28 protein-coding genes are annotated in these 25,593 nt (G+C 72.0%); 12 read left to right on the top strand and 16 right to left on the bottom strand.

Annotated elements, in window-relative coordinates; all coding sequences use genetic code 11:
- Nucleotides 1-96: 96 nt before the first annotated feature.
- The 8 genes from AB0878_RS01315 to AB0878_RS01280 form a co-directional block, all read right to left on the bottom strand.
- Nucleotides 97-996, bottom strand: coding sequence for an NBR1-Ig-like domain-containing protein (locus AB0878_RS01315; RefSeq protein WP_366575411.1), 900 nt, complete (start codon nucleotides 994-996; stop codon nucleotides 97-99).
- 78 nt (nucleotides 997-1,074) lie between these two features.
- Nucleotides 1,075-2,052, bottom strand: coding sequence for a hypothetical protein (locus AB0878_RS01310; protein ID WP_366575409.1), 978 nt, complete (start codon nucleotides 2,050-2,052; stop codon nucleotides 1,075-1,077).
- Entirely contained in the window at nucleotides 2,049-3,278 is a 1,230-nt protein-coding gene (locus AB0878_RS01305; RefSeq protein ID WP_366575407.1) for an MFS transporter, read from the bottom strand. The genes AB0878_RS01310 and AB0878_RS01305 overlap by 4 nt, the downstream gene beginning before the upstream one ends.
- 65 nt (nucleotides 3,279-3,343) lie before the next feature.
- Nucleotides 3,344-4,210: an alkaline phosphatase family protein gene (locus tag AB0878_RS01300; RefSeq protein WP_366575405.1), complete on the bottom strand. Its 867-nt coding sequence runs from the start codon at nucleotides 4,208-4,210 to the stop codon at nucleotides 3,344-3,346.
- Nucleotides 4,211-4,360: 150 nt separating this feature from the next.
- On the bottom strand, nucleotides 4,361-5,173 hold the full coding sequence (locus AB0878_RS01295) for a class I SAM-dependent methyltransferase (protein WP_366575404.1): 813 nt from the start codon (nucleotides 5,171-5,173) through the stop codon (nucleotides 4,361-4,363).
- On the bottom strand, nucleotides 5,170-5,496 hold the full coding sequence (locus AB0878_RS01290; RefSeq protein ID WP_366575402.1) for a VOC family protein: 327 nt from the start codon (nucleotides 5,494-5,496) through the stop codon (nucleotides 5,170-5,172). Before AB0878_RS01290 ends, AB0878_RS01295 begins: the two co-directional genes overlap by 4 nt.
- Complete coding sequence (locus AB0878_RS01285) at nucleotides 5,493-5,642, bottom strand: CopG family transcriptional regulator (protein WP_366575401.1); 150 nt, start codon at nucleotides 5,640-5,642, stop codon at nucleotides 5,493-5,495. Before AB0878_RS01285 ends, AB0878_RS01290 begins: the two co-directional genes overlap by 4 nt.
- A 25-nt stretch (nucleotides 5,643-5,667) precedes the next feature.
- Nucleotides 5,668-6,594 (bottom strand): AraC family transcriptional regulator, encoded by a 927-nt coding sequence (locus AB0878_RS01280; protein ID WP_366575399.1) that lies wholly within the window; start codon nucleotides 6,592-6,594, stop codon nucleotides 5,668-5,670.
- Nucleotides 6,595-6,676: 82 nt separating this feature from the next.
- Here AB0878_RS01280 and AB0878_RS01275 point away from each other — a divergent pair, with 82 nt between their 5' ends.
- Together AB0878_RS01275 and AB0878_RS01270 are read left to right on the top strand one after the other, a co-directional pair.
- Nucleotides 6,677-7,387 (top strand): SDR family NAD(P)-dependent oxidoreductase, encoded by a 711-nt coding sequence (locus AB0878_RS01275; RefSeq protein ID WP_366575397.1) that lies wholly within the window; start codon nucleotides 6,677-6,679, stop codon nucleotides 7,385-7,387.
- Between the two features lie 80 nt (nucleotides 7,388-7,467).
- A complete protein-coding gene (locus AB0878_RS01270; protein WP_366575396.1) occupies nucleotides 7,468-8,061 on the top strand; it encodes a hypothetical protein in 594 nt (197 codons plus the stop codon).
- A 9-nt stretch (nucleotides 8,062-8,070) separates the two neighbouring features.
- Here AB0878_RS01270 and AB0878_RS01265 read toward each other — a convergent pair whose 3' ends face one another.
- Both AB0878_RS01265 and AB0878_RS01260 read right to left on the bottom strand, forming a co-directional pair.
- Nucleotides 8,071-9,396, bottom strand: coding sequence for a hypothetical protein (locus tag AB0878_RS01265; RefSeq protein WP_366575395.1), 1,326 nt, complete (start codon nucleotides 9,394-9,396; stop codon nucleotides 8,071-8,073).
- A gap of 52 nt (nucleotides 9,397-9,448) precedes the next feature.
- Nucleotides 9,449-10,543: a C40 family peptidase gene (locus AB0878_RS01260; RefSeq protein ID WP_366575939.1), complete on the bottom strand. Its 1,095-nt coding sequence runs from the start codon at nucleotides 10,541-10,543 to the stop codon at nucleotides 9,449-9,451.
- Nucleotides 10,544-10,689: 146 nt separating this feature from the next.
- On the opposite strand from AB0878_RS01260, the gene AB0878_RS01255 reads away from it, so the two are divergent.
- The 6 genes from AB0878_RS01255 (at nucleotide 10,690) to AB0878_RS01230 (ending at nucleotide 14,989) form a co-directional block, all read left to right on the top strand.
- Nucleotides 10,690-11,499: a biotin--[acetyl-CoA-carboxylase] ligase gene (locus AB0878_RS01255; RefSeq protein ID WP_366575393.1), complete on the top strand. Its 810-nt coding sequence runs from the start codon at nucleotides 10,690-10,692 to the stop codon at nucleotides 11,497-11,499.
- A gap of 191 nt (nucleotides 11,500-11,690) precedes the next feature.
- Nucleotides 11,691-12,275 (top strand): PH domain-containing protein, encoded by a 585-nt coding sequence (locus tag AB0878_RS01250; protein ID WP_366575391.1) that lies wholly within the window; start codon nucleotides 11,691-11,693, stop codon nucleotides 12,273-12,275.
- Nucleotide 12,276: 1 nt separating this feature from the next.
- Nucleotides 12,277-13,218: a hydroxymethylglutaryl-CoA lyase gene (locus tag AB0878_RS01245; RefSeq protein ID WP_366575390.1), complete on the top strand. Its 942-nt coding sequence runs from the start codon at nucleotides 12,277-12,279 to the stop codon at nucleotides 13,216-13,218.
- A 1-nt stretch (nucleotide 13,219) separates the two neighbouring features.
- A complete protein-coding gene (locus tag AB0878_RS01240; RefSeq protein WP_366575389.1) occupies nucleotides 13,220-13,876 on the top strand; it encodes a GNAT family N-acetyltransferase in 657 nt (218 codons plus the stop codon).
- Nucleotides 13,877-13,904: 28 nt separating this feature from the next.
- Nucleotides 13,905-14,732 (top strand): TNT domain-containing protein, encoded by an 828-nt coding sequence (locus AB0878_RS01235; RefSeq protein ID WP_366575387.1) that lies wholly within the window; start codon nucleotides 13,905-13,907, stop codon nucleotides 14,730-14,732.
- The gene (locus tag AB0878_RS01230) at nucleotides 14,729-14,989 is read left to right on the top strand and encodes a hypothetical protein (RefSeq protein ID WP_220246333.1); all 261 of its coding nucleotides are present in this window, start codon (nucleotides 14,729-14,731) and stop codon (nucleotides 14,987-14,989) included. Before AB0878_RS01235 ends, AB0878_RS01230 begins: the two co-directional genes overlap by 4 nt.
- Before the next feature lie 30 nt (nucleotides 14,990-15,019).
- Here the strand turns inward: AB0878_RS01230 and hisN are convergent, their stop codons facing one another.
- Nucleotides 15,020-15,808 (bottom strand): histidinol-phosphatase, encoded by a 789-nt coding sequence (hisN, locus tag AB0878_RS01225; protein WP_366575386.1) that lies wholly within the window; start codon nucleotides 15,806-15,808, stop codon nucleotides 15,020-15,022.
- Nucleotides 15,809-15,850: 42 nt separating this feature from the next.
- On the opposite strand from hisN, the gene AB0878_RS01220 reads away from it, so the two are divergent.
- Together AB0878_RS01220 and AB0878_RS01215 are read left to right on the top strand one after the other, a co-directional pair.
- Nucleotides 15,851-16,552: a response regulator transcription factor gene (locus AB0878_RS01220; protein WP_366575938.1), complete on the top strand. Its 702-nt coding sequence runs from the start codon at nucleotides 15,851-15,853 to the stop codon at nucleotides 16,550-16,552.
- A gap of 15 nt (nucleotides 16,553-16,567) precedes the next feature.
- Nucleotides 16,568-17,851 carry an ATP-binding protein gene (locus AB0878_RS01215; protein WP_366575936.1) on the top strand — a complete coding sequence of 428 codons (1,284 nt, stop codon included), beginning with the start codon at nucleotides 16,568-16,570 and terminating at the stop codon, nucleotides 17,849-17,851.
- Here the strand turns inward: AB0878_RS01215 and AB0878_RS01210 are convergent.
- The 5 genes from AB0878_RS01210 to AB0878_RS01190 all read right to left on the bottom strand — a co-directional run bounded on the left by AB0878_RS01210 (nucleotide 17,848) and on the right by AB0878_RS01190 (nucleotide 22,947).
- A complete protein-coding gene (locus AB0878_RS01210; RefSeq protein ID WP_366575384.1) occupies nucleotides 17,848-18,510 on the bottom strand; it encodes a hypothetical protein in 663 nt (220 codons plus the stop codon). The genes AB0878_RS01215 and AB0878_RS01210 overlap by 4 nt on opposite strands.
- A 26-nt stretch (nucleotides 18,511-18,536) precedes the next feature.
- Nucleotides 18,537-19,397, bottom strand: coding sequence for an NAD(P)H-binding protein (locus AB0878_RS01205; protein ID WP_366575382.1), 861 nt, complete (start codon nucleotides 19,395-19,397; stop codon nucleotides 18,537-18,539).
- Between the two features lie 209 nt (nucleotides 19,398-19,606).
- A complete protein-coding gene (locus AB0878_RS01200; RefSeq protein WP_366575380.1) occupies nucleotides 19,607-20,131 on the bottom strand; it encodes a GtrA family protein in 525 nt (174 codons plus the stop codon).
- A 37-nt stretch (nucleotides 20,132-20,168) separates the two neighbouring features.
- Nucleotides 20,169-20,672: a GtrA family protein gene (locus tag AB0878_RS01195; protein WP_366575378.1), complete on the bottom strand. Its 504-nt coding sequence runs from the start codon at nucleotides 20,670-20,672 to the stop codon at nucleotides 20,169-20,171.
- Nucleotides 20,673-20,682: 10 nt separating this feature from the next.
- Complete coding sequence (locus AB0878_RS01190) at nucleotides 20,683-22,947, bottom strand: sigma-70 family RNA polymerase sigma factor (protein ID WP_366575377.1); 2,265 nt, start codon at nucleotides 22,945-22,947, stop codon at nucleotides 20,683-20,685.
- A 267-nt stretch (nucleotides 22,948-23,214) separates the two neighbouring features.
- Between AB0878_RS01190 and AB0878_RS01185 the strand changes: the two genes are divergently transcribed.
- Together AB0878_RS01185 and AB0878_RS01180 are read left to right on the top strand one after the other, a co-directional pair.
- Nucleotides 23,215-24,057 carry a GGDEF domain-containing protein gene (locus AB0878_RS01185; RefSeq protein ID WP_366575375.1) on the top strand — a complete coding sequence of 281 codons (843 nt, stop codon included), beginning with the start codon at nucleotides 23,215-23,217 and terminating at the stop codon, nucleotides 24,055-24,057.
- Nucleotides 24,058-24,161: 104 nt separating this feature from the next.
- Complete coding sequence (locus AB0878_RS01180) at nucleotides 24,162-25,586, top strand: glycosyltransferase 87 family protein (RefSeq protein WP_366575373.1); 1,425 nt, start codon at nucleotides 24,162-24,164, stop codon at nucleotides 25,584-25,586.
- The last annotated feature ends 7 nt before the right edge of the window (nucleotides 25,587-25,593 follow it).

Raw genomic sequence — 25,593 nt, 5'->3', positions numbered from 1 at the left:
AAGACGGTGGGAGGGTCGTCTTCGCTGCGACCCATTTTCCGGGCGGAATGGGGTGTTCGGTACCAACCTGACCAGGTCTTACAGAATCTGACAGCGTCAGGGAACGACGGTCACCAGCACGTACACCGGACGCTTCGTCGTGAAGAACTCCGTGCCCGCCGCGTCGACCATCTTCCAGCCGATCCAGCAACGGCCCGGTGCGTCCGACGCGGTCACCGGCACGCTGATCATCACGTGCTCGCCGGGCGCCGTGTCGCCGATCAGGACGCGGTCGGGCGTGCGGCAGGTGCCAGGCGCGGGCGGCAGGTCCATGCGCTGCAGGTAGCGCTCGTGCCAGCGCACCGAACCCGCGTTCTCGAGCTCCCACACCTTCTGCACGGTCACGCCGACGTGCACCGCCGTGCCATCGGGCACCGTCACGTCGGCGATGAACTTGGTGTTGTCGCCCGGGATGCGGGCGCTCGGGTCGCCCGCCGGGGTGCCCAGCTTGCCGGGGATGACGAACGCGGCCACGGCCGCCAGCACGGCGACCACGGCAGCGCCGACGACCAGCGCGTTCCGGCGGGTCGAGCGCTTGCGCGGCGGCGGGGCGAGGCGGACGCCTTCGACACCCGGCTCGACAGCATCCGACTCGACAGCATCCGACTCGGCAGGACCCGCCTCGACAGCACTCGCCTCGACAGCACTCGCCTCGGCCGCGCTGACCGGGGCCTCACTGACCTGGGCCACCGCGACGGGTTCCGGCACCGGCGGCACGCCCTTGAGCTCCACCCACCGCGCCCGCCACGGCTCTTCGTCCGCGCCACACGCCTTCACGAACTCCCGTGTGGTCTCCCACGACGGGAACCGCGTGCCCTTCACCGCCTCGTGCAAGGTGGTGTGGGAGATGCAGCCGGAACGTTCGGCCATCTTGCGGAACGACGGGTTGCCGGCGCTCGCGCGCAGCGCGGCCAGCTCCGCGGCGAGCACGTCGGCCGGGTCCGGCTCCGCGCTCATCGGTCTCCCTGGGTGTCAGATCCGCTCTTCCGGACAAGTCTGACACCCGGCGGGGCCTCGCCGGCGCCCGGGGAACGGTCAGCCCAGCGCGGCCGGCGACTCCGCGTCGGGCACCAGCACGCGCGGCACGCCACTGCCGTCGGCCGGCACCGTCCAGACGTCCGAGTGCTGCGTGCCACGCGGGATGGCGTACGCGACGGAGCGGTCGTCGAGCCACGCCGCCTGGTCGTCGACGCTGCGGGTCTCGGCCAACGGCGTCACGTGGCCCGAGGCGAGATCGAGCACCGAGAGGCGCCAGCCCTTCGCCGGGTCGTCGTCGATGGCCGACTTGAACGCGATGCGCGTGCTGTCCGGCGACAGCGAGGGGCACTCCACGTTCTCCCGGATCGACACGATCGTGTGCGCCCGGAAGTCGCCGCGGACCAGGTAGCGGTGACCGGCGGTGGACATCGTGGCGTAGAAGGTGTGGTCGTCGCGGGTGAACGTGACGCCCCAGAAGTTGAGGTCCACGGCCTGGTACGGCTTGCCGTTCAGCGTCACCGCGAAGTCCTCCAGCGTCGGCGCCAGCTCGCCCGTGCGCGTGTCGAGGATGCCGGCGCGGGTGGAGAACACGCCGCCGTTGTAGGAGTCGCCGGTGACGAACACCGTCCACGCCACCAGGTTGCCGCTCGGCGAGACACGCGCGCGGTTGGGCAGGCCGACCAGCGGGATCTCGCGTTTCGATGTGAGCCCGGAGTCGAGCACGGCCAGCTGGTACGTGGTCAGGTCGCCGTCCTGGCGCAGGCACAGGCCGGTGCCTGCGGCGGCGTACACGCGGGCGCAGGTCACCGGCGACACCGCGCGCGGGCCGCCCGGATCCGCCGCCGACACCGTGACGACGTGGCCGCGCGAAGCGTCGGCCGTGCTGCGCACCAGCAGCCGCGGGCCGGGAGCCAGGGACACCGTGCCGGTGGCCGCGACGTCGCGGTTGCGCGCCGCCGCCATCCCGACGTACACCGCCGCCGCGGCGACCAGCACCACGACGCCGGCCACCGCCACCAAGATCCGCGTTTTCATCGCGCCTTCCGAAGGAGTCCGAACGTCACCACGATCGCGAGCACGGCCGCGCCCGCCGCCACGGCCATCGACGGCCCGATGCCCCACACCTGCCACGCCAGCCCGAACAGCGCGGACGAGACGAAGTACGCCACGGCCTGGCCGGTCTGGATGAGCGAGATGCCCGTGGTGCGCAGGGCTTCCGGTAGGACCGGTCCCGCCAGCGCCATCAGCACACCGTCGGTGGCCGCGTAGAACGCGCCGTAGAGCGCGAGCGACAGCACCACCAGCGGCCAGCCCGACACGGGCCCGGCCAGCAGCAGGTAGACCACGACCAGCGCGCTGTATCCGCAGAGCACCACCGGCAGCCGCCCGAACCGGTCGGCCAGCGAGCCCAGCGGCGCGGCCAGCACGAGGTAGGCGAGGTTCGTGCCCACGGCCAGCAGCGGGAACCAGCCCGTGCCGATGTCCTCGCGGCGTTGCAGCAGCAGGTAGACGAAGCCGTCGCCGATGGTCGCCGTGCCGAGCACGCACGCGGCGATCAGCAGCCGCCGCACGGACGCCGACTTCAGCAACGCGGCCGCCGCACGCGGGGACACCGTGCCGGTGGCCGCGCGCGGCGTGCGGTGGTCCCGCACGAAGAGGATGAGCAGCAGCACGCCGATCGCCGCGATGCAGAAGCTGGTGACGAACACCGCGTCGAACGCGTCGGTGCTCGAAGCGCCGACCAGCGCGAGCACACCCAGCGCCACGAGCGGTCCGGCGAACGCACCGGCGCTGTCCATCGCGCGGTGCACGCCGAACGCCCGCCCGAGCATGTCCTGCGGCGCCGACAAGGTGATCAGCGCGTCGCGCGGGGCCGTGCGCAGGCCCTTTCCGGTGCGGTCCGCGGTGATCACCGCGCCGATCGCGCCCGCCGACGCGCCGGCCGCGACAAGCCCCAGCTTCGCGAGGGCCGAGATCGCGTAGCCGATCCCGGCGATGGTCTTGCGCCGGCTCACGCGGTCGGCGAGGTAGCCGCCGACGAGCCGCAGCAGCGCCGTCGCGCCGGTGTACAGGCCGTCGACGAGGCCGTAGATCGCGGGGCTCAGGTGCAGGCTGAGGACGAGGTAGATGGGCAGCACCGCCGTGACCATCTCCGAGGAGATGTCCGTGACGAGGCTGACGGTGCCGAGCGCGAGCACGTTCGCAGCGATCTTCCCCTTGGAGACCTTGTGCTCACTGCGGCCGATGGTGGAGAGGTACACGGACGCGCCCTTCTGGAGCCGCGGGCGCGCCCACTGTGTCTACAGTGGACGCGCCCGCGGAGGGATCACTGCCAGACGTCGAGGATCGGCGACTTGCTCGCCGCGCCCGCGATCCCCGGCAGGCCGTAGGAGGCCTCGATGGTGCGCAGGACCGTGTAGTGGTTGATGGATTCGGAGTAGCTGCCCGGCTTCACGTGGGCGCCGACGAACGTGGTGTAGATCTGGTTGACCGAGGTGCCGCTGTCCTCGTCGAACGTGACGATCAGCAGGCTGTTGTGCGTCTTGGCCCACTGCGCGTACGAGTCGAGGTGGCTCTTCAGCCAGGTGTCACCGGTGCCGATCGAGCAGTCGTGCATGTCGCTGCACATGTTCGGCGTCACGAAGGAGACCGTGGGCAGCTGCGTGTAGTCGGTGGGGAAGCTGGAGTAGCGGACGTTGCTGGCCGCCGGGACGTTCGAGAAGTCCACCCAGCTGTTGTGCTTGCGCTGGTAGTTGCCGCTCACGCAGCCGGTGTAGCCGTCGGACGGCATGGACTCCGAGTAGCCCTTGAACGTCTTGCCGGCGCCGATCAGCTGCTGGCCGAGGTTGGCCTTGCTGCCGAGGTTGGCGGGGCAGGAGTCGCTCGTGACGCCCTGGGTGGCGCCGGAGAACAGGGCGACGTAGTTGGGCTGGCTCGGGTGGGTGATCGCGAAGGAGCTGGTGAACTTCGCGCCCTGGCTGGCCAGGGAAGTGAAGTACGGGGCGGCCGACGAGGTGATGGACGAGGCCTTCTTGTTCTCGAACATCACCAGCACGATGTGGTCGAACGCCGGCACGGCCGCGGCGGCGGGCGCCACGTCCGGTTCGCCGGTGTTCGTGACGGCTGCCGTCACCACGCCGGCCGCGGCCAGCGTCGCCGCGGCGAGCGCGGCCACGATCCGCTTGCGGATCATGAGTCCTCCTGGGTCGGGGGGAAGGGCGACTCATGATGGGGACGCCAGCGGGCCGGGGCGTGCCCGGTTGGGGTCCGGGGCGTGGTCGGAAAATGAACAACAAGGGTGTGGAGTAGCGCATTCGTCCGCTTGGCGCGGTCTGTGGCCGGTTCAGACGGTGGCGACCAGGAAGTCCTCTCCGGTGGACGGCCGCAAGCCGTCCGCGCGGCCGGCGAAGTACCGCTCGGCCAGGGCGGTTCCGGAGACGTGGCGGACGTCGGCGAACACCGCGTCGCGGGCCGTCGCCAGCACCTCGTCGGGCCGGTAGAAGCTGACGAACGGGGTGCCGGCGGCCTTCGCGCCGTCTTGGCTGGCCCGCAGGCCCGGGTGGTCGGTGGTGTCGAGCAGGTCCTGGGGCAGCAGGAAGGTCATGGCCAGCGTCGTGCCTTTCGCCAGGCCGGCGACGGCGCGCAGGGTTTCCGCGGTGGTGGCCTTCGACAGGTACATGCTCACACCCGTGGACGCGAACACCGCGGGTTGTGCCGGGTCGAAGCCGGCGGCCGTCAGCTCGGCGGGCCACGACTGGCCGGATTCGAAGTCGACGGGCACCAACGTCGGCAGCGTGTAGCCGAGAGCCAGCAGGCGCTCGCGTTTCCAGGCCTGGGTGCCGGGTTGGTCGATCTCGAAGACGGTGGTCTTCCCGGGCTGACGCTGGGCGAACGAGTCCAGACCGGCGCCGAGGATCACGTACTGGCTCGCGTTTCGTTCCAGCACCAGCTCTTCGACGAACCGAGCGCGCGCGACCATGCTCGCCCGGAACCCCCGGGTGGTCACGGGATCCATGTCCGGGCGCCGGCGCCAGCCCTCGTCGGGCGCCGCGAGCTCCAGGCCGACGCGGTCTTGGAACACGTGTGGCGCGGCGTCCACTTCGAGGTGCAGGGCGCGCCACAACGCGGTGCGCAGCGCAGTGTTGTCCACACTCATGCCTGCAGTGTCCACAAGCGACCGTCGGGGTCGCGCACGGTCATCTCTTCCGTGCCGTAGTGCGTGGTTTCGTACCGGGTCACGACCTCGACGTCCGGGCCTGGTTCGGCGGCGCCGGGTGCCTTGAGCACGAGCCGCGTGCGGGTCTCCTGCGTTTCCGGCACCTCGGCGATGAACACCGACGGCCCCTGCTTGCCGCGGAACTGCCCCGAGTGGTGGTCGGTCTCGAACTCCAGCTCGAACCCCAGCGACTGGAAGAACTTCGCGGCCTTGCCCCAGTTGTGCGTTTCGAGGAACACGGCCTCGATGCCTTCGGTGGTCATTCGCTCTCCTCCTCGAGGTATTCGCGCAGCGCTTCCGCGACCAGCGCGGACAGCGACGAGCCCGTCTCGATGGCGCGGATCTTCACCTGCTTGATCAGGCTGACCGGCAGGTACACGTTGAACTGCTTCACGTCCTCGTCGCCCACCTCCTGAAGCTAGCATGCTAGCAAGCTAGCCCGCAACGGTTCGCCGCCAGTCCGACGGGCTGACGCCACGGGCGCGCTTGAACGCGACGCTGAACGCGAACGCGTCGGTGTACCCGGTCTCTCGGGCAACGTGGGCGATGGGTTTTTCCGTGTCCCGCAACAGATCCGCGGCCAGCGTCATGCGCCAGCCGGTGAGGTAGGTCAGCGGCGGCTCGCCGACGAGCGTCGCGAACCGGGCGGCGAACGCGGCCCTCGACAAGCCGACCTTGGCGGCCAGCTCGGCGACCGTCCACCGGCGCGCGGGATCGCCGTGCAACAGGCGCAGCGCTTCGCCGACGCTCGGGTCGGCCAGCGCGCGGTACCACGACGGCGGGGTCGGCGACTCGGCGCACCATGCCCGCAACGCCTGGACCAGCACCAGATCCAGCAGCCGGTTGAGCACGGCGTCCTGGCCCGGTTCGTCGCGGGAGACCTCGGCGGCGAGTAGATCGAGCGTCGCGCCGGTGCGGGGTCCCGCCGGCACCACGGCCAGCTCCGGCAGGAGGGCGAGGAGCCGGTCGCTGACCTCGCCGTGGAGCTCGTACGCGGCGCGAAGCATCACCGGCGCGCCGGGCAGCCCGTCTCCGTATGTGCGCGGGGCGAGGAACCAGTGCTCCGTCGTGGGTTCGCCGCTGGGCAGGTACTTGCGGTTGCCGCGGATCGTGACCTGCTCGGCCGTGCCCGGGTCGTCGGCGATCGTGTAGTCGCGGCTGGTGACCAGCGCGATGTCCCCGGCTTCGAGGCGCACGGGCTCGCCGCCGGCCCGGATCGACGCGCGGCCGCCGAGCGTGGCCATCACGGTGAGCGCGGGCGCGTCCGCGTACGAGACCGACCACGGCGGGCGCTGGACCAGCCGGCGCACCAGTGCGGTCCTCGCGCGGGCGCGGTGCAGGAGGTCGGTGAGCACGTCCATGACCTCGACGGTAGACGATCGCAAAGGAATCCTGGACTGTCGACCATGGATGGTCTGGCTGCGGCGGGGTTGGCTGGTCACCATGACCAAGTCGCTAGTCGTGTTCGGAGCCGGCCCGGGAGTCGGCCGCGCCATCGCCCGCCGCTACGGGAAGGCGGGTTACGACGTCGTCCTCATCGCCCGCCGCCGGGCTCCGCTGGAGGAGTTCGCCGCCGTGCTGGCGGCCGACGGCACCACCGCCCACGTGCTCACCGCCGATCTGTCCGAAACCACTTCGATCTCCGCTCTCGCCACGCAGATCCGCGCCCTCGTCGGAGATCCCGACGTCGTCTACTACGCCCCTTCACCCGGCGACCCCGACTTCACCTCCGCGGCGGCGCTCACCTCGGCCCGGCTGCACGCGTTGCTGCCACTGGCCCTCGACGCCCTGATCGCCGTCGTCGCGGAGTTCCTGCCCGCCATGCTCGCGCGCGGCGACGGCGCGATCCTCACCGCGCAGGGCGCCGCCGCCGTCAAGGGCCGGCCCCACATGAGCGGCTGGGGGCCGCTCTTGGCCGCGCAGCGCAACTACCTCCAGTCGCTGGCCGCGGAGGTCGCCGATCAGGGTGTGACCGTCGGCCAGCTCCACATCGGCGCGCGCATCACCGGCACGCCGTTCGACGATCACTACCGCGCTTCGGGCCGGCCGGAGGCTGCTTTCCCGGCCGCCGATCCGGCCGACCTGGCGGAGTTGTTGTGGACCATGCACGCCGACCGCAAACCGCGGGAGCTGCTGGTCCCGTCGGACTGGTGACGCGGTTCCGCCCGCCGTAACTCGGTTGAGCGCCGTCGTACGGTGATCGGTACCAGGGGAACTCGTCGAAGGAGCCGGCCGTGCCATTCACCGAATCGACCGAACCGGTTCCCCCGGAGCTGAGGACCGACGAGTTCTTCCTGCGGCCGATCGTCGTTGGTGACACGGAGAAGGACTACGCCGCCGTGATGGAAACGCGCGAGCCCCTGCGGTTGTGGCGGCAGTCGACGTGGCCCGAGGACGAGTTCACGGTGGAGGAGAACCGGAAAGACGTTCTCGACATGGAAGAACGCCATGCCGCGCACCGGGCGTTCAACTACACCGTGCTCGACCCGGCCGGCGCCCGGTGCGTGGGCTGCGTCTACGTCTTCCCCACGAGCGCCACTTTCCTCACGAAGGCCACGGTGGTCCCGGTCGGTGCCGACGAGTGGGCGGACGTCGACGCGGTCGTCTTCTTCTGGGCCCGGCTGCCCGAAATGGAGAAGGGCATGGACGAACGCCTTCTCGCGGCGCTGCGCACGTGGTTCAGGGACGAGTGGAAGTTCTCGAACACCGCCTACGCCACGAGTGAGCCGTTCACCCAGCAAGTGGAGCTCTTGAAGCGCGCCGGTCTGAACCTGAAGTTCGAGCTGCTCGAACCCGCCAATCCGGGAAAGCGGCTCGTCTTCGGCTGAGCGGAAAGCTCAGCCGAGTTCGGGGAAACACGCGGCGGCGAGCAGGCGCAGGTCCTTCGCGTTCCCGGCGGGCGATCGGTCGGGCGGCGGCCCCTCGGCCGCCGGGCCGGGTACACCCTGGGCGACGCGCCGGGTGTTCGGCGCCTTCTCCAAGGAGTGCGCGCGGTATCGCCACCGCTCGGCGCGGCGGGGCCGGACCCGGCCCGACAGCGCCGCGGGAGCCGGGAGCACCGGGAAAAGCCCGGCCAGGAACTCGACCTCCGCGTACGGCCGGGCGCCCGTCGAGTCGACCGACCAGACGTACAAGGTCACCCACCGGTCGGCGGCGATCCGCATGGCGTACACGTCGCCCGCCGCGGCCGGCTCCGTGCCGACGGATCGCGGAACCGCTGCGGCGCGGGTTTGCTTCGCCAGCTCCCGGACGCGTTTCCCGACGGCGGCCGCGATCGCCGGGCCAGGTGTCGGCCGCGGCGCGTCGAGATCCACGTCGCCGGTGTCGAAGTCCGCGAATACCTCGCGCACGACGTCCTCGCGCAGCCCGTCCGACGATCGCCACCACGCCAGCGGTCCCGGGACCTCGACCCGGTCGTTCGGGCGCTGGTCCCGCTCGACGTAGTCCGACCAACGCCGGGCCAACCCGGGGTGGTCCGCCGTCGCCACCACCCCGACGAGCGCGAGCTCTTCGAGCAGGCCGCCGTATGCGTGGACCGCGGTCGTGCCCAGCAGCCGGTGGCGCTTGAGCTCCGTGCGGGCAGCCCCGTAACCCTTGCCGGCGGGCAAGGTGCGAAGCACGGTCAGCACCGCGCGCAGCACCCAGCGGTCGTGCTCGGACGGAACCGGCCGCGGCTGCCCGGTCAGCTCTTCCAGCGCCAGAACGTGACCCGGCACGTCACCGTCGATCGGCGCGCCCTCAGTGTGCCGCCGGTACCAGGCATCCGTCGGCGCGAGCACCGGCAACGCCTTCGTCCCGCACACTCGGCAGACGTCCGACCCTGGATACGGAACGGACTCGTGCTCGGGCAGCCTGCGCGCGAGGAGCGCCCCGGTCAACGCGGGTCGCCAAGCCCACGACGCCGACCACAACCCGGCGACCCACACCGCTGCCGCATCTGTTGGGCCCCACGCTGCCCCGAGCTCCCGCAGCGTGGTGACCGCCTCGTCGTGGGTGGTCCGCCGGAGTGCGTCGTGCGCACGACCGGCGGCGGCCAGCACCTCCGCGTCGCCCTTCGTCGCGTCCGTGACCCTCGGCAGGGAGACGCCGGTCCGGTCCGCGCTCACCCGCGCGTAGCGCGCGAGCAGATCGACCAGCGCCTCACCGGATTCCTGGCTGTGCACGGCGAAAGGCTATCCGAGCTCGCCGTCGCCAAGACGGCCGAAGTAACGGTGATCAGGCCGGGCGGCCCGCACCCGCGTAGTCGTCGCCGGGGGAGTGGTAGGTGTGGATCTGGATGGCCTGGCCCTCGGTGGGCGCGTTGATCATCAGGCCGTTGCCCAGGTACAGGCCGACGTGGTGGATGCGCGTGGCGGGGGAGCCGTAGAAGACGAGGTCGCCGAGCTGGGGTTCGCCGGTGACCGGGGGCAGGGCGCGGAACTGGCTGTCGGCCGTGCGGGGCAGGGCGACGCCGGCGCTGTCGTAGGACGCCTTCGTCAGGCCGGAGCAGTCGAAGCCCGCGGCGCCGGCGTCGGGGCCGTTGCCGCCCCAGACGTATGGCAGGCCGAGCTGGCCGAGGGCGAAGCGGGTGGCGCGCACGGCCGGGCTGTTCGCCTTCGCGGGGTCGAGGGAGAGCGTGGCGTAGAGCTGCGCGTTGCCGAGCACGCGCTGGCGGAACAGCTCGCTGTCCTTGCTCGCGTACGCGGCGATGGACTTCCACCAGCCCGTGCCCGCGGACAGGTCGGCCCCGCCGGCGCACAGGGCGCGGCCCGCGGCGACCGACGCCGAACTCGGGTCGGTGAGAGCCGGCTTGTCGACTCCCGGGATTTTCGCGCCGTACTTCTTCCACGCCGCCGGCGAGAGGCCCATGGGGTTGTCGCCGTGGCGACCGTGGTCGGAGCCGGCCTCGCCGACGCCCGCGAGCGTCACCCACGACAGGTGGCAGCCGGGGTCTTCGGAGCGCAGCGCGAGCTCGCCGTTGGCGTAGCCGATCAGCGCGTCGGCGGGGATGTCGAGGGGGCCGGCGAGCGACTCGGCCCACTGCTGCAACGGCGTCTTGCCGCCACCGCCGGCAGCGCCCTGACCGGGTTCCTGTGCCGCGACGGGCGCGCTCACCTCGAGCACCGACGGTCCGGCCTGCGCCGTCGCGGCGGTCGCGACGGGAGTCTGCGGCGCGGGTTGGTCGCGGTCGGCCACGAGCCAGCCCGCGGTGACGAGGCCGGCCACGAGCGGCAGCGCGACGAGTCCACGGTGGAACGCACCGCGCGCCCAGGACTTGCCTGCCCCCTTGCCGGCAGCGGCAGACGAGGGCGCGGCTTTTTCATCCGGCACGGCTTTCGAGTCCGGCACAGCGTTTGAATCGAACACAGCGCTGTGCTCGGGGTCAGGCGGCGTCACGGCGTCCAATCTAGAAGAGCGCACCTCTGCGTAACGAGCGAGTCGCTTGCACGTTAGGGGGACTCTCATATTCTGGGCACATGTCTGGCATGGACGCAGCGCGACTGCGGGATGGACTCGGCGATCGGTACTCCCGGGTGGACGTGGTGGAGACCACCGGCTCCACCAACGCCGACCTGCGAGAAGCCCTGGAAGACGGGGGTGTCGACCGCACGGTGCTGCTCGCCGAGGAGCAGACCGCGGGCGTCGGCCGGCGGGCGCGTTCGTGGAGCTCGCCGAAGGGCGCCGGGCTGTACTTGAGCGTGGCGCTGCGGCCCGCGGGCGTGCCCTTCGCGGCACTCGGCTCACTGTCCGTGGTGGCGGGCCTCGCCGTGCGCGGGGTGGCCGCCCAGCTGGGGGTCGACGCCGTTCTCAAATGGCCCAACGACGTGCTCGCCGGACCCGGCCGCGCCAAGTGCGCGGGGATCCTGGCCGAGGCCGTCGCCGGCGGCGAGCCGGCGGTCGTGCTCGGCATCGGCCTCAACGTGCTGCCGCTCGGTGAAGACGTGCCGGCCGGCCCCGGCGGCCTGCCCGCGACGTCGCTCGCCGAGCAGGGCGCCCCCGACCCGGACCGCACCGAGGTCGCGCTCGCCTTGCTCAGCCGCCTTGACGACCTCGAACGCCGCTGGCGCGCCGCGGCCGGCGACCTCACCGCCGCCGGCCTGCTCGACGACTACCGCGCCCACTGCGCCACCCTCGGCCAGGAGGTGCGCGTCGAGCTGCCCGGCGACCGCGCCCTCACCGGCCGCGCCGTCGACCTCGACGCGATGGGCCAGCTGCTCGTCGACGCCACCGACGGCCGCCGCGTGACCGTGTCCGCCGGCGACGTGGTGCACGTTCGCCCGGCGTGACCCGCTGTGCTGATCGTTACCAATCCGACCACAGTCACGGCCGGATGGCTTCGCGGCAACAGTTAGGTGCCGCGCGGGGGTCGGCCTGCTTTTGGTCGGATCGGTGAACCGCGGCGTCCGCGCGCCGCGAGCGCCCTCGCGCCGGTACGGTGAGTCGACCAGCGCAGACACACACCAGGGGAGCGTCCGTCGTGGCCTATCCGGACGATTTGCTCAGTCAGAACGAGGAAGTGGTGGTGCACAGCCACCCGCATTTCAAGATGCTGATCTTCCCGTTCGTCGCCTTCGTGATCACGATCGCGGCCGCCGTCTGGCTCATCCTGCTCGTGCAGGACGCGACGGCGCCGTGGAACAACGTCGGCATGATCGCCATCGGCGTGGTGGCGCTCGTGCTCGTGGTGTGGCTGTTCCTCGCGCCGCTCGTGCGCTGGCGGACCACGCACTTCATCGTGACCACCGACCGCCTGATCGCGCGCGAAGGCGTGGTGAAGCGCACCGGCATCGACATCCCGATGTCGCGCATCAACAGCGTCCAGTTCGAGCACGGCCTGCTGGACCGGGTGTTCGGCTGCGGCACGCTGATCATCGAGTCGGCCTCGGACGAGCCGCTGCGGTTCGACGACATCCCCCACGTCGAGCGCGTGCACACGGTGATCTACCGCGAGGTCAACGACAACCCGTACGACGACTACCGCGGCGCACCCGGGCAGGCCGGCCCCCAGGACACCGAGCCGTTGCCGCCGACGAACCACCCGCCGCGCGGACGGCGGCGCTGACGTGGGCGCCCGCGAAGTCGGCCTGCCCGAACGGGTCCCCGCCGAAGGCCTGCCCCAGCGCGTGACGATCTGGGAGGTCGGTCCGCGCGACGGCCTGCAGAACGAGTCCTCCGTCGTCCCCGTCGAGGTGAAGCTGGAGTTCCTCGACCGACTGGCCGCCGCCGGCCTCACCACGCTCGAGGCCACCAGCTTCGTGCACCCGAAGTGGGTGCCGCAGCTCGCCGACGCCGAACAGCTCCTCGCCGGCCTCGACCGCCGCGAAGGCGTGCGCTACCCGGTGCTCGTGCCCAACGAACGCGGCCTCAACCGCGCGCTCGACGCCGGCGTCTCCGACATCGCGATCTTCGCCAGTGCTACCGAGACGTTCGCGCAGAAGAACCTGAACTCGACGCTCGACGAGCAGTTCGCCATGTTCGAGCCGGTCGTCACGCGGGCGCGCGCCGAGGGCCTGGACGTGCGCGGCTACCTGTCGATGTGCTTCGGCGACCCGTGGGAAGGCGTGGTGCCGGCCGAGCAGGTCGTGCGCGCGGGCAAGCGGCTGCTCGACTTCGGCTGCTCGCAGCTGTCGCTGGGCGACACCATCGGCGTCGCGACCACGGGCCAGGTCACGCGGCTGGTGCAGGAGTTCGAGAAGTCCGGAGTGGACGTCTCGGCGCTGGCTGTGCACTTCCACGACACCTACGGCCAGGCCCTGGCCAACACCGAGGCCGCGTTGCGCGCCGGCGTGTCCACTGTGGACTCGTCAGCCGGTGGCCTCGGCGGCTGCCCGTACGCGGAGTCGGCCACGGGCAACCTCGCCACCGAGGACCTGGTGTGGCTGCTGGAGGGCCTCGGCGTGGAGCACGGCGTGGACCTCGGCAAGCTCGTGGAGACGAGCGTGTGGATGGCCGGGCGGCTCGGCCGGCCGTCTCCGTCGCGGGTCGTGAACGCGCTCGCCGGCTGAGGTGCGCGAGTTCGTTCCGCTCGACGCGGCGTCGTGGCCGCTGTTCGAGCGGCTCTTCGGGCCGGGCGGGGTGCAGGGCGGCTGCTGGTGCGCGTTCTTCCGCCTGACCGGGCCGGAGTTCAAGGCCGCGGGCCGCGACGGACGCAAGGCGCATGTGCGCGGCGCGGCCGGGTCCGGCGTGCCGCTGGGCCTGCTGGCCGTGGTCGACCGCGAGCCGCTCGGCTGGGTCGCCGTGTCGCCGAAGCCGGACAATCCGCGGCTGGCGCGCTCGCCCGTGGCGGCTTCGGCCGAACCCGGGAACGTCTGGGCCGTGACGTGTTTCTACGTCGACCGCCGCGGCCGTCGGCGAGGACTGGCGGCCGAGCTGCTGCACGCGGCCGTCGCGTACGCGGCGGAGCACGGCGCCGACGTCGTCGAGGGCTACCCCGTGGCCGACGGCGACCGGCCGCCCGCGGGATCTCTACCACGGCACGCTCGGCCTGTTCACGCGCGCGGATTTCGAGGTCGTCGAACGACGCGGAGCGGCGCGGGCGTTGGTGCGGCGGAAGATCGCCCGCGCCGGATAAGGTGGAATCACCACCTTGTCCGGTGCCGCGCGGAAGTTCCCCCTATCGGGGAATTGTGTGGAACCGGCTGGCGCGGCGGACGTCTTTCCTGAAGCCGGAGCAACCGAGAAGAGGGTGTCCGTGTCCGAACACGCCGAACCGGTCGACACCGACTTGGCCACCGGGCCCATCCGGCTGCCCGCGCAGTACGGCGGCCTGCTCGACGGCGGGTTCGACGACGCCCCGACACCCCCGACCGGCACCCGTCTCCCGCCCGCACAGCCGGCGCCGCGGCTGCCGTTTCCCGGCCGGCCGCACAACCAGGTCTTCCGCGGGCCCGTGCCGTACCCGGCTCCGCCGCCGCCACCTCCGCCGATGGGCGCGCTGCGCACCGAGCGCGAGAGCGTGCTGGCGTTGTTCCTGGTCCACATGTTCCCGATCGGGCACCTGCCCGTGGCCGCGGACCGGCCCGCGCTGCAACTGCCGTTGCCGGACAACGGTTCCGGGCCGTTCGACCACCCGGACTCCGCGCTGCTCGACGACACCGCCACGCTCGAATACGTCTCGCGCGGCCTCCGTCGCGCGCCCGCCCCGCCGGCCGACCCGCAGCCGCCCGCCGCGCTCTTCGAGGGCTACGAGCCGGGCGCCGAGGACCCCGCGTGGCCACCGGTTCCGGAAGAAAACGCCGTGGTGCTCCCCGAAAACACCCTGCTCGACCGCTTCGGCGACGAACACGGCCGCCTCTTCGCCGCCGACGGCACGCCGTTCGCGCAGCGGTCGCTGCCCGAGTCCGCGCGCCACGCCGGCTACCGGCGCTACCGCGTGGTGAAGCCGGTGCCGATGTGGGGCTCGACCGCACCGGAGTGGTTCGGGCAGCCGGGCGGCGGGATCCGCTACCGTGCCGTGCTGGCCGCCGACGAGCTGGTCACCCTGGGGTTCCTGGCCGACGTCACGCGGGAGGCGCGATGAACACGCAGTCGATCCGGCGCTGGCTCGACCGGCTGGGCGTGCCCGCGGAGGTCGTCTCCGTCGGCACCGAGGCCGACAACGCGTGGTGCCTGATGCCGGCCGACGACGAGGGCTGGGAAGTCTTCTGGCGCGAGCAGGGCAACCGCTACGACTGGGCGCGCTTCACGTCCGAGCAGGTCGCCTGCCACTACCTCTTCGGCCGCCTCGCGTGGTCGCAGGTCGCGCGCGGCGCCGTCGGCGTGCTGCCCGGCCACTGAACCGATCGGGGCCGGGCAGCACCCGCCGGGCTAGCGCTTGAGGAGGCCGAGCGCGGCGTCGTGCAGCGCGCCGTTGCTCGACAACGCCGAGCCGCCCTCGTAGATCGCCGCGCCCGTGAGGTCACTGAACCGCCCGCCGGCTTCCGTCACGAGGACCTGCGCGGCCGCGACGTCCCACGGGTTCACGATGCACTCGGCCGCGAGGTCCAGCGCGCCCTCCGCGACGAGGCAGTGCTGCCAGAAGTCGCCGAACGCGCGGCTCTCCCAGCAGGCCTCCGTCAGGGCGAGGTACTTCTCGCGGGAGTGGTACTCGGTCCACGTGTTGAGGTCCGTCGTGGAGAGGTACGCGTCTTCCAGCGAAGCCACGGCCGACACCGCGAGCCGCCGCACGCCGGCCGTGTCGCTGCTGTACGCGCCGTCGCCGCGCGAAGCCCACCAGCGGCGGCCCAGCAGCGGCGCGGTGATCATGCCGACGACGGGCGAACCGTCCTCGACCAGCGCGATCAGCGTCGCCCAGACCGGCACACCGCGCAGGAAGTTCTTGGTCCCGTCGATCGGGTCGAGCACCCACGCGCGGCCGGTCGCGCCGGCCGTCCCGCCGCGTTCTTCGCCCGCGACGGCGTCGCCGGGGCGCTCTGTGGCGAGGATCGCACGGATGGCGTCCTCGACCGCGGTGTCGGCGTCGGTCACCGGGGTGCGGTCGGGTTTGCGGGACACCGAGAGGTCGAGCGCGCGGAAACGCGCTGTGGTGATCGCGTCGGCGGCGTCAGCCAGCCGGGTGGCAAGGGTCAGATCATCCTCGTAGCCAGGCACGGTCACGATGGTTTCACGGGTGTTCGCCGTAAGGTTGGCGAGGTGAGCATGGTCCTACTTGCCGAAGACGACCCCACCATCGCCGAGCCCCTGTCCCGGGCGCTCCAGCGAGAGGGGTACGAGGTCGAGGTCGTCACCGACGGACCGGCGGTGCTCGGCGCCACCTCCGCCCACCGCGTCGACCTGCTCGTGCTCGACCTGGGCCTGCCCGGCATGGACGGGCTCGAGGTGTGCCGCAGACTGCGCGCCGGCGGCACCGAGCTGCCGGTGCTGATGCTCACGGCCCGTACCGACGAGGTCGACTTCGTCGTGGGGCTCGACGCGGGAGCCGACGACTACGTGGCCAAACCGTTCCGCCTGGCGGAGCTGCTGGCCCGCATCCGCGCACTGCTGCGCCGCCGGGTGCCGGAGGTGCTCGAGTCCGGGGGCGTCCGCATGGACCTCGGCGCGCGGCTCGTCACCGTCGACATGCACGAGGTGCAGCTGGCGAACAAGGAGTTCGAGCTCCTGCGCGTGCTGATGAGCCGCGCCGGCCAGGTCGTGAGCCGCGACGAGATCCTCGCCGAGGTGTGGAACGACCTGGAGTCGAAGACGTCGAAAACGCTCGACATGCACATGTCCTGGCTGCGGCGCAAGCTCGCCGTCGCGGCGGACGAAGCCGCCGGGCGCCCGGCCAAGTCCACTCACTCCGACGGCGAACGGCGCATCGCGACCGTCCGCGGCGTCGGCTTCCGCTTCAACGTCGAATAGCGCCGCGCGATGAGCATGCGCCGCCGCATCCTGATGGCGATCCTGCTGGCCGTGCTCGTGACCGCGGCGGTGCTCGGGATCCCGCTCGGCGTCACGGCCTGGCGGCTGGTGGAGAACCTCAATCGCGAGAGCCTGGCCGAACGCGCGCGCGTGATCGCCGCGACCGTCGACACGCAGGTCGCCAACGGCGACGAGATCGACATCCAGCAGTTCCGCGTCGGCGTGCCGCACGGCGGCTTCCTGGAGGTCCGCGGCGACGGACTGATCGAGAAGCACCTCGGCGTGAACCCCGGGCCCGACCCGGTGGTCGAACGCGTGCCGACGGCACGCCACGGCGAGGTGGTCCTGTCGATCCCGCGGGGTCCGGTGCGCACGAAGCAGACGCAGGTGACGCTGCTCGTGGTGCTGCTGGTGGTGCTGTCCGTCGGCACCGGTGCGGTGGTGGCGACGGTGACCGCGCGCCGGCTCGCGAAACCGCTGCGGCACGTCGCGGACCGCGCCTCGCGCCTCGGCGGCGGCGACTTCCGGCCCGACCCGGGGCGCTACCGCGTGGCCGAGCTGGACATGGTCGCGGAGGCGCTGGACACGTCGGCGTCGGCGCTGGCGCAGCTCGTGCAGCGGGAACGGCAGCTCGTCGGCGACGTCTCGCACCAGCTGCGCAGCCGGCTCACCGCGTTGCAGCTGCGGCTGGAACCGCTGACGGTGCACGGCGACCCCGACGTCGTCGAGGAGTCGCGCGCCGCGCAGGAGCAGGCCGACCGCCTGGCCGAGGCCCTCGACGAGCTGCTCGCCGCCGCGCGCGCGGCCCGCGAGGTGGACGCCGAGCCCGTCGACCTGCACGCGACGCTGCCCCAGGTCGCGGAGGAATGGCGTCAGCTGCTGCGGGTCGAGGGCCGCAACCTGCGCCTGAAGGTCGCCGACGGCCTCATGGCCCGCGCGACGCCCGGCCGCCTGCGCGAGGTCATCGGTGTCCTCCTGGACAACGCCCTGCGCCACGGCGCCGGCACCGTGACGCTGGCCGCCCGCCGCGGCGAGTCCGACGCCACGGTGGTCATCGAAGTCGGCGACACCGGCTCCGGCGTGCCCGACGAGCTCGCCCCGCACATCTTCGAACGCGGCTTCTCCGGCGGCGGCTCCACCGGCGTCGGCCTCGCCCTGGCCCGCGCCCTCGTCGAAGCCGACGGCGGACGCCTGGAGCTGTCCAACAAACGTCCGGCGATCTTCAGCCTGTTCCTCAAGGTGCCCCGCCCGGACGACGTCGGCGAGGTCCGCTGGCCGGCGGAGCCGGTGCCGCGCTAGCGCGTCCGACGCGGGTAGCGGCCGAGGTGAACCGCCTGCTTCGCCCGTTCGAGCAGCGAGAAGCCGTTCTCCACCAGACCCGCGACGACGATCCGGGCGCCGTCGCGCAGCTCGACCTTGCCGCTGGCCGTCCAGCGCGTGCCGCCGGTGCGCTGGTGCACGTAGGCGACGTCGGCCCACTTGACCGTGCGCGTGCCGTGGCGGTCGGTGTGAACGAAACCGCCTTCGTGCAGCCGGAACTCCTCGTCGCCGTGCCGCACCTCGCTCACACCGACGCTCACGCCACTCGCCAGCACGGCGAACGCGAGCCCGGCCAGCCCCGCGTAACCCCCGATCGGCACCACGTGGTCGGACGAGTCGTCGCCGAGGGCGATGAAGGCGAACCAGAGCACGGCCGCGAGCCCGGCGAAGCCGATCACGGTGGCCCACAACGCGACCCGGCGTCGCCGGTGGCGGCCCGCCGTGCGGTGGACCGACACCAGCGAACCCAGCTCGGCGGGACCCGGCTTGGTTTCCCGGACCCGGGCGATCTGGCGCACCTGCTGTCGCCGAAACGCCCTGGACGAGCGGATCTTCGCGATGGTGTACCAGGTCATGCCCACCAGCCAGATCGCGCCGATCACGAGCACGACCTCGGGCACCGCCGGTTCCGCGTCCACCTCACGCCCCCTTCCGGCGGCCGAGGTTAAGGCCGCGGGCGGGGACCGGTCCCCGGCCCGGCGGCTTCCCGGGCCCACTGGGCGAACGTCAGCGGTTTGCGGCCGAGCAGCCGTTCCACCGTGTCGAACACGACGTCCTCGCGGCCGGCTGACTGGCGCTTGAGCTCGAACGCACCGTCGACCGCGTCCGCGGGCCAGCCCAGGGCGAGCAGGCGCGCGCGGGCGGCGGGTTCGGGCTCTTCGACGTAGCGCACCGGACGCCCCAGCGCGGCGCCGAGGATGGCGACCTGCTGGGCGGGCGTGAGGGCTTCGCCGCCGGTCAGTTCGTAGGTGGCGCGCTCGTGGCCGGGGGTGGTGAGTGCGAGCGTGGCGACGGCGGCGATGTCGCGGACGTGCACCAGCGCCGACGCGGGGTCGCCTTCGGGGACGTACACGGCGCCGTCCGTGCGGGCGGTATGGAGCCAGAAGCGGCGGTTGTCCATGAACGCGCCGGGGCGCAGGATCGTCCACGCCGGACCGGCTTCGCGGATCGCCCGCTCCCCGCGGGCGTGGGCGCGGGTGATCGGGTCCGTCTGTCCGAAGTGGACGCCCGCGGTGGACAGCTTCACGAGGTGTGTGACGCCGGCCCGCGCGGCAGCCCCGGCCAACGCGGTTTCCCGCGCGGCCAGGTCACCGCCGTGGCCGGAGGTCAGCACGAACACTCGGGAGACGCCGGACAGCGGCACGGAGTCGACGTCGTCGAGGTCGCCGCGCACCACTTCGGCACGCGGGTCGATGCGGGCGCGGGCCGGGTCGCGCGTGAGGGCGCGGACAGGGGCACCGGCGTCGAGCAGGGCGGGAACGAGGGCGCGGCCGACCTTGCCGGTGGCGCCGAGAACGAGGATCACGAAAAGAACTCCTTGAGACAGAACGAAAACGCACGAGGGCACGAGACGGGAAAAGGGTCCAACCGTCACCCGCGATCGGGTGCGGTCCTCTTCGCGCTCGGCGACCACCTCGGATTCGTCCCACCGGCCCGGTCGACCCCGGGCGGCGTCTCAAGAAGGAACAACGACGAACAGGACGCTAGGCAAACACAGGTCCGCGCACAACCGAGTTACCGCGGCAGCCGCGTGACCTGTTCACGCCGGCGTTCGCCCAGTTCGGCCGGGAAGACCCACTTCTTGAAGCCCCAGTACCGGAACACCATCGCCAGCAGCATGCCGATGATCGAGCCGCTCGCGAAGTCGGCGAACTCCTGCACGAACCTCGAGACGAACGGCTCTTCGAGGTGCAGCACGTACCGCGAGACGTACAGCGGGATCAGGTTCACCACCACCGCCACGCCGCTGATCACGAAGAACAGCGCGGCCTCGTGGGTCCGCTCGCGCCCGCCGCGGGTGCGGAAGGACCACTCGCGGTTGAGCACGTACGACACGATCGTGGCCACGATGATGGCGATGGCCTTCGCGGTCGTCGGCTTCGACTCGAGGACGCTGAGCTTGAGCAGGTACCAGACGCCATTGTCGACCACGAAGGTCGTGCCGCCGACGATCGCGAACTTCAGCATCTCCCGGTGCTTGATGAGCACCGAGCGCAATGGCTCCGGTGTGCGGGCCAGCACGGTCTCGACAACGGTCACGCCCGCCAGTTTAGAGAACCCGAGGTCACCGCGGGTCTCAGGCGGCCTTCCTGTCGGAAATGTCCGCATCGTCCGATGACCTCACCGCACGCAGGCGGGCACCCTCCGTGGGGAACACCCACTTCTTGAACGCCCACCAGCGGAACAGCGTGCCCAGCAGCGTCCCGAGGATCATGCCGCTCACGAAGTCGGCCACTTCCTGCCCGAGCAACGTGAGGTGCGGCTGCTGCAGGTCGAGCACGTAGCGCGAGATCCACTGCGGCAGCGCGTTGAGCCCCAGCGCGATGCCGCTGATGAGGAAGAACAACGCGGCCTCGTGCGTGCGCTCGCGGCCACCGCGGGTGCGGAAGGACCACTCGCGGTTGGCGACGTAGGAGAAGATCGTGGCGATCAGCACGCCGATGATGAGTGCCGTGACGGGATTGCTCCGCAGCACGGTGAACTTCAGGACGTAGGTGATCGCCGTGGTGATCAGGAAGCTGATCCCGCCGACCACGGCGAACCGCAGCAGCTCGCGGTGCTTCGCCAGGAACCCTCGCACCCGGGCGACGCTACCCCCTCAGCCAGTCGAAAAAGCCGCGGGGCTCGATCGACGGCGGGGTCTCGCCGGGTTTGCCGGAGTTGCCGCTTCCCGGGGTCGGGGGCGCGCTCGTGGTGGTCGACGGCGTGCTCGGCGGGGTGGTGGTGACCGGGTCCGTGGGCTTCGCCGGCGGGGTGCTCGACGGCGTCGGCTTCCGGTGCGGCGGCTTCTTCGACGAGCTGGCCGACTCGGGGGTGTCCGAGGTCGTCGTCGAGGAAGAAGGGGAAGAAGTCGGCGTCGGCGGGACTCCGGTCGTCGGGTACGGCACGTCGCAGATCCCGAGCCAGCAGCCGAACGACACCTTGGCCTGCTGCGCCGCCTTGCCGAGTGTGGCGTTCACGGTCACGGCCGCGTTGTGCGCCGGGCGGCCCTTGAGGCGCACCCACAGGTTCACGTGCTGGCCCGGCGCGAGCGCGCCCCGCGTGGTGCACGTGGCGCCCGTGTCGGTGGAGTGGCACGGGAAGCCGCTGAGGCTCCACGACTGGTACAGCGCGTGGTCGAAGGTGACGGTGACCGGCTTGGTGGTGTCGCCGGTGTTGCGGACGCGGACGTAGACGAGCGGGTTGCGCGTCCACGGGAACGCCGAGAGCCCGTCGGTGTCGGCCTGCAGCGCGAGCAGGTCGGGTGGCGACTTCACGGTGACCTTCACGCTCACGGCGACCTTGATCGTCGCGCCCGCCGTGACCGAACCCGTGACGGTGCCGCCCTGCGCGGAGTCGTCGGCCTGAAGGCGGAACGTGAGCACGGCCGTCTGACCGGGCTGCAGGCCGGAGCCCGTTTTGCACGTCACGGTGCCGGTGCCGCCGGGGCAGTCGATGCTGAGCTGGGTCGTCGCCGGGGTGTCGGCCTGGCGCGAGAACCCGCTCACGGCACCGCCGCCGCCACCCGCGGGCACGGCGGACACGCCGGGCGGCAGGTTCAACGCGACCTGGACGGGGTCGGACGGGCTGCCGCCGTCGTTGCGGACCGTGATCGGCAGGTTCACCGGCCCGGCGCCGGGCTGGAGTTCGAGATCACCCGAAGGTGTGGTCGCGGACATCTTCGCCGCCGCGGGTGCCGCCGGGGGAGGCGGTGCCGCGGGCGGAGCGGCGGGCGGCGGCTGGACCGGCGGGGGTGCCGGGACCGCCGGCGGCGGCGCCTGCGGAGGTGCGGGCGGGGCCGGCGGCGCGGGAGGCGCGGGCTTGGCCGGCGGCACCGCGGGCGCGGCGGCCGGCGGCGGAACCTGCGCGGCCACGGGGATCTCCTGCGGCGAGCCGGCCGCGGCCAGCGCGACCGCCACTGTCGCCACGATGGCGGCGCCCGAAGCCGCGACACCCACGAACTGACGGGGCGCGGAAGCGGCGGCCGCGGCACCGGCCTTGGCGCCACCCGCCGCGGCGGCGCCCGCACCCACGGCGGCACCCGCCGTGGCCGCGCCCGCCTTCGCGGCGCCGATCGTCGCGAGGTAACCCAGCGCGGCGCCGCCCAGCACGATCGGGGCGATGATCGCGCGCAGGCCGCCGTTGACGTCGGCGAGCTCGGCGGCCAGACCGCGGCAGTCCTCGCACTCGTCGAGGTGGCTCTCGACCTGGGCTCGCTCGCGTTTGGACAGCCCGTCGCGAGTCCACGCGCCGAGCCGCTCCGCGGTGGCGTGACAGCGTTCGGCGGCGGTTTCCTGCAGGTGGACCTGCAGGTACGCCTGGCGCAGGCCCTCGCGGGCGCGGTAGGCGAGGGCGGACACGCCATTCGCGGTCAGGCCCAGCAGCGGCGCGACCTCCGCCGGGCTCTGCTGCTCGATCTCGGTGTGCCAGAGCACGGCCTGCCAGCGTTCGGGCAGCCGCGCGAACGCCTTCGCTGCCAGCGTGCGCTCGAGCCCGGCCACGGCGGTGTCGGAGAACGGCACGGTCAGCGCCTCGCCGACGGCCCCGCCGACGTCGCTCATGTCCTCGTTGAGGTCGACGCGGCGGTCGCGTCGGGTCTTGTCGTACGCGGTGTGGCGAAGCGCGGTGAGGAGGTACGCGCGGAACGCGGTGTCCGGACCTTTGCCGCCGCGCAGCGTCTCGAGGACCTTCGAGAAGGCCTCGGACACGAGGTCGTCGGCCTCGGAGCTCGAGCGCGCGAGCTGGCGGGCGAGGTTGTGGGCGGCGCCGCTGTGGCGCTCGTACAGGGGCCCGTAGCTGGCGATGTTCCCTGAGCGGACCTCGGCGATCAGCTCGGCGTCGCTCTTACCGGACAGATCGGCGGGAACGGTGGACACGGGGCTCCTTCATCTGGCACACGCGGCCTTGGCCAGCCACGATCTACCTCTCCAACGCGAGCACAAGTGTGACGGACGCGGCGATACGCGTCACCTCGTGGTCGGCGTGTTGACTCCGTCGGCGCAACAAGTTCACCCGGGTCTGGGGTGTGTCGCTGCGGCGGTCCTGCGAAAAAGACCCCGGAACGCCGTCACGCGGACGGCGGTGTCACGTCCCCTGAGTGGAGCAGGACAAGATCGACATCGACCGGGAAGGAGCGGTGGCCAGTGGACGTACCGGCGACCGGGGCACTGTCCGGTCCCGCCGGCGAGCAGGAGTCCCGTGCCCGGTTCGACCGGGACCGGAACCTACGCGCCCTGCGGGCCAGATGGCGCACCGCCAGTCTCGCCGCGGGGTGGCGTTTCCCGAGCGACTGGGCACTGCCCGAAGTGGACGCCGTGTGCGCCGCGGTGGTCCGCCACGGCGCGACGGGCGCCGAGACGGCGCTGGCCGGCCTCGGCCGCGCCCGGGCCGCCGCGGGCGCGAACCTCGCGGAGACGCTGTCCGACCTGGCCGCGCTGCACGCCGTGCTCGACGACCCGGACGCGGTCGACGGCTTCGTCTCACCGGACGTCGACGCCACCCCCGCCCGGTTATTGCGCGTGACCGCACTGGCTTGGGCGGACGTCGCCACGGATCAGCTGGTGCACACCGAGGTGACGGATCCGTTGACCGGCTTGCCTTCCGCCTCGTATCTGCGGACGCGGCTGGCAGAGGTCTACCGGGCGAGCGCCGCGGACGAACACGTGCTGCTCGTGGTCGCAATGGACTTGACCACCGTGTCCGGCTGGCCCCGGCTCACGGGGATGATCTTGGTGGCCGACGCGTTGCGCGCGGTCTTCGACACCGGCGAGAGCCACGCGACGCTGGGGCCGTCGGTGGTCGCGGTGCTGTGCCGCCGGGACGGCCGCCTGGCTTCGCGAGGCGTGGCCCTGCGCCGGGCCCTGAACGACCGGCTGTCGGTCGACGCGCAGCTTCGCGAGGTCAACCGGCCGCGCGTCTCGGCGGTCCGCCTGCCGGGTTCGCACGACAGCGCGTGCGACTTGCTGTCCGACCTGGCCCGCGGCTGACGTTGTCCGGAGGTGCGCCGGATGTGGTTCTGATCTTGGCCCGGTGAAGGCTCGCGGCCCGACCCATCGGGCCTGCTGCGGCGCGTTCATGATTTCCTGGTGTGGTGACCAGGACCGTTCCCTCCGCCTTCGACGGCGAAGTTCCGGTGAGCGCTGCCCAGCCTCGCCTGGCCCTGCGCAGGTCACTCGCCAGGCTGTCGATGCGGCCGCGGTCGATCCTGATCCTCTCGGTGATCCCGCTGGTCGCGATCGGCGTCGGGATCTGGGGCTGGACGCACGAGTGGGGGCTGGGCGTCGACAGCGCGGTCTACCGCGGCGGCGCGCTCACCCTGCTGCACGGGGACTCGCTGTACGACACCAACACGCTGTCCACCGAACCGTGGTGGGCGCTGCTGCCGTTCACGTACCCGCCGACGGCCGCGTTGTTCTTCGTGCCGCTCGCGCTCGCGCCGACGCAGGTGGCGTGGGGGTTCCTGACAGCCGTGTCGCTGGGTGCCCTCGCGTTGTCGGTGCGGATCTCGATCGGTGCGTTGCCGCGTCCCGACGAGGACGGGCCGCGGTGGTGGGCCTCGCCCGCGCGGTCGACGATCGTGTTCTTCGTCGTGTTCCTCGGTCTGGAACCCGTGTGGCGCACGATCTTCCTGGGCCAGATCAACCTGATCCTCATGGCCATGATCCTGCTGGACATGCTCGTGCTCGGCGCGCGCGGCAGCCGGTGGGGCGGCGTGCTGGTGGGCGTCGCGGCGGCGATCAAGCTGACGCCACTGGTGTTCCTGGGTCACCTGTTCATCACCGGCCGCCGCAAGGACGCGTTGCGCGGGCTGGCGACGTTCGTGGTTCTGCAGGGCCTGATGTTCCTGATCAACTCCCACGACGCGTGGCGCTACTGGACCGCGACGCTGCCCGACACCGGCCGCATCGGTCCCGTGCACTGGGCCGGCAACCAATCGCTCAACGCGCTGATGAACCGCGCCACCGACCTCGCGCCGTGGGCGTCGAAGGCCGCGATGGGCATCGGCCTGCTGCTGGCGATTCCGGCGCTGTGGCTGCTGATCCGCTTCCACCGCAAGGGTCAGGCATTGGCCGCGCTGCTGGTGACGGCGTTCTGGACGCTCCTGATGTCGCCGATCTCGTGGTCGCACCACTGGGTGTGGGTCGCTCCGCTGATCGTGCTGCTCGTGTCGCGCCTGCCGAAGACGACACCCGCCACGGCGTGGAAACGCTGGCTGGGCACGGGGCTCGTGGCGTTCGTGTTCGTCAGCTGCGTGCTGCTGATCCTGCCGAACGGGCGCAACGTGGAGCTGCACTGGAAGGTGTGGCAGAACGTCCTCGGTGACGCGTACATCCTGATGCCGGTGGTGCTGGGGGTTGCCTTGATCCTGCGGTGGGGGCTGCAGCGGCGGGCGCGTAATCGCGGTTCCTCGCCGGATGCGGGGCCGGACACGGGACCGGGTTCCGGTTCCGCGCCGGGTTCCGGTTCGGGTTCGGGGGAGGCCGCGGACCGTGCCGACGCCACGCCGGCTCACTGACCCGCGC

The organism is Amycolatopsis sp. NPDC047767 (genome assembly GCF_040704195.1).
Taxonomy (GTDB): Bacteria; Actinomycetota; Actinomycetes; order Mycobacteriales; family Pseudonocardiaceae; genus Amycolatopsis.
Note: the sequence above shows the minus strand (reverse complement) of the source record. Positions and strands in the feature narration are given on the sequence as shown.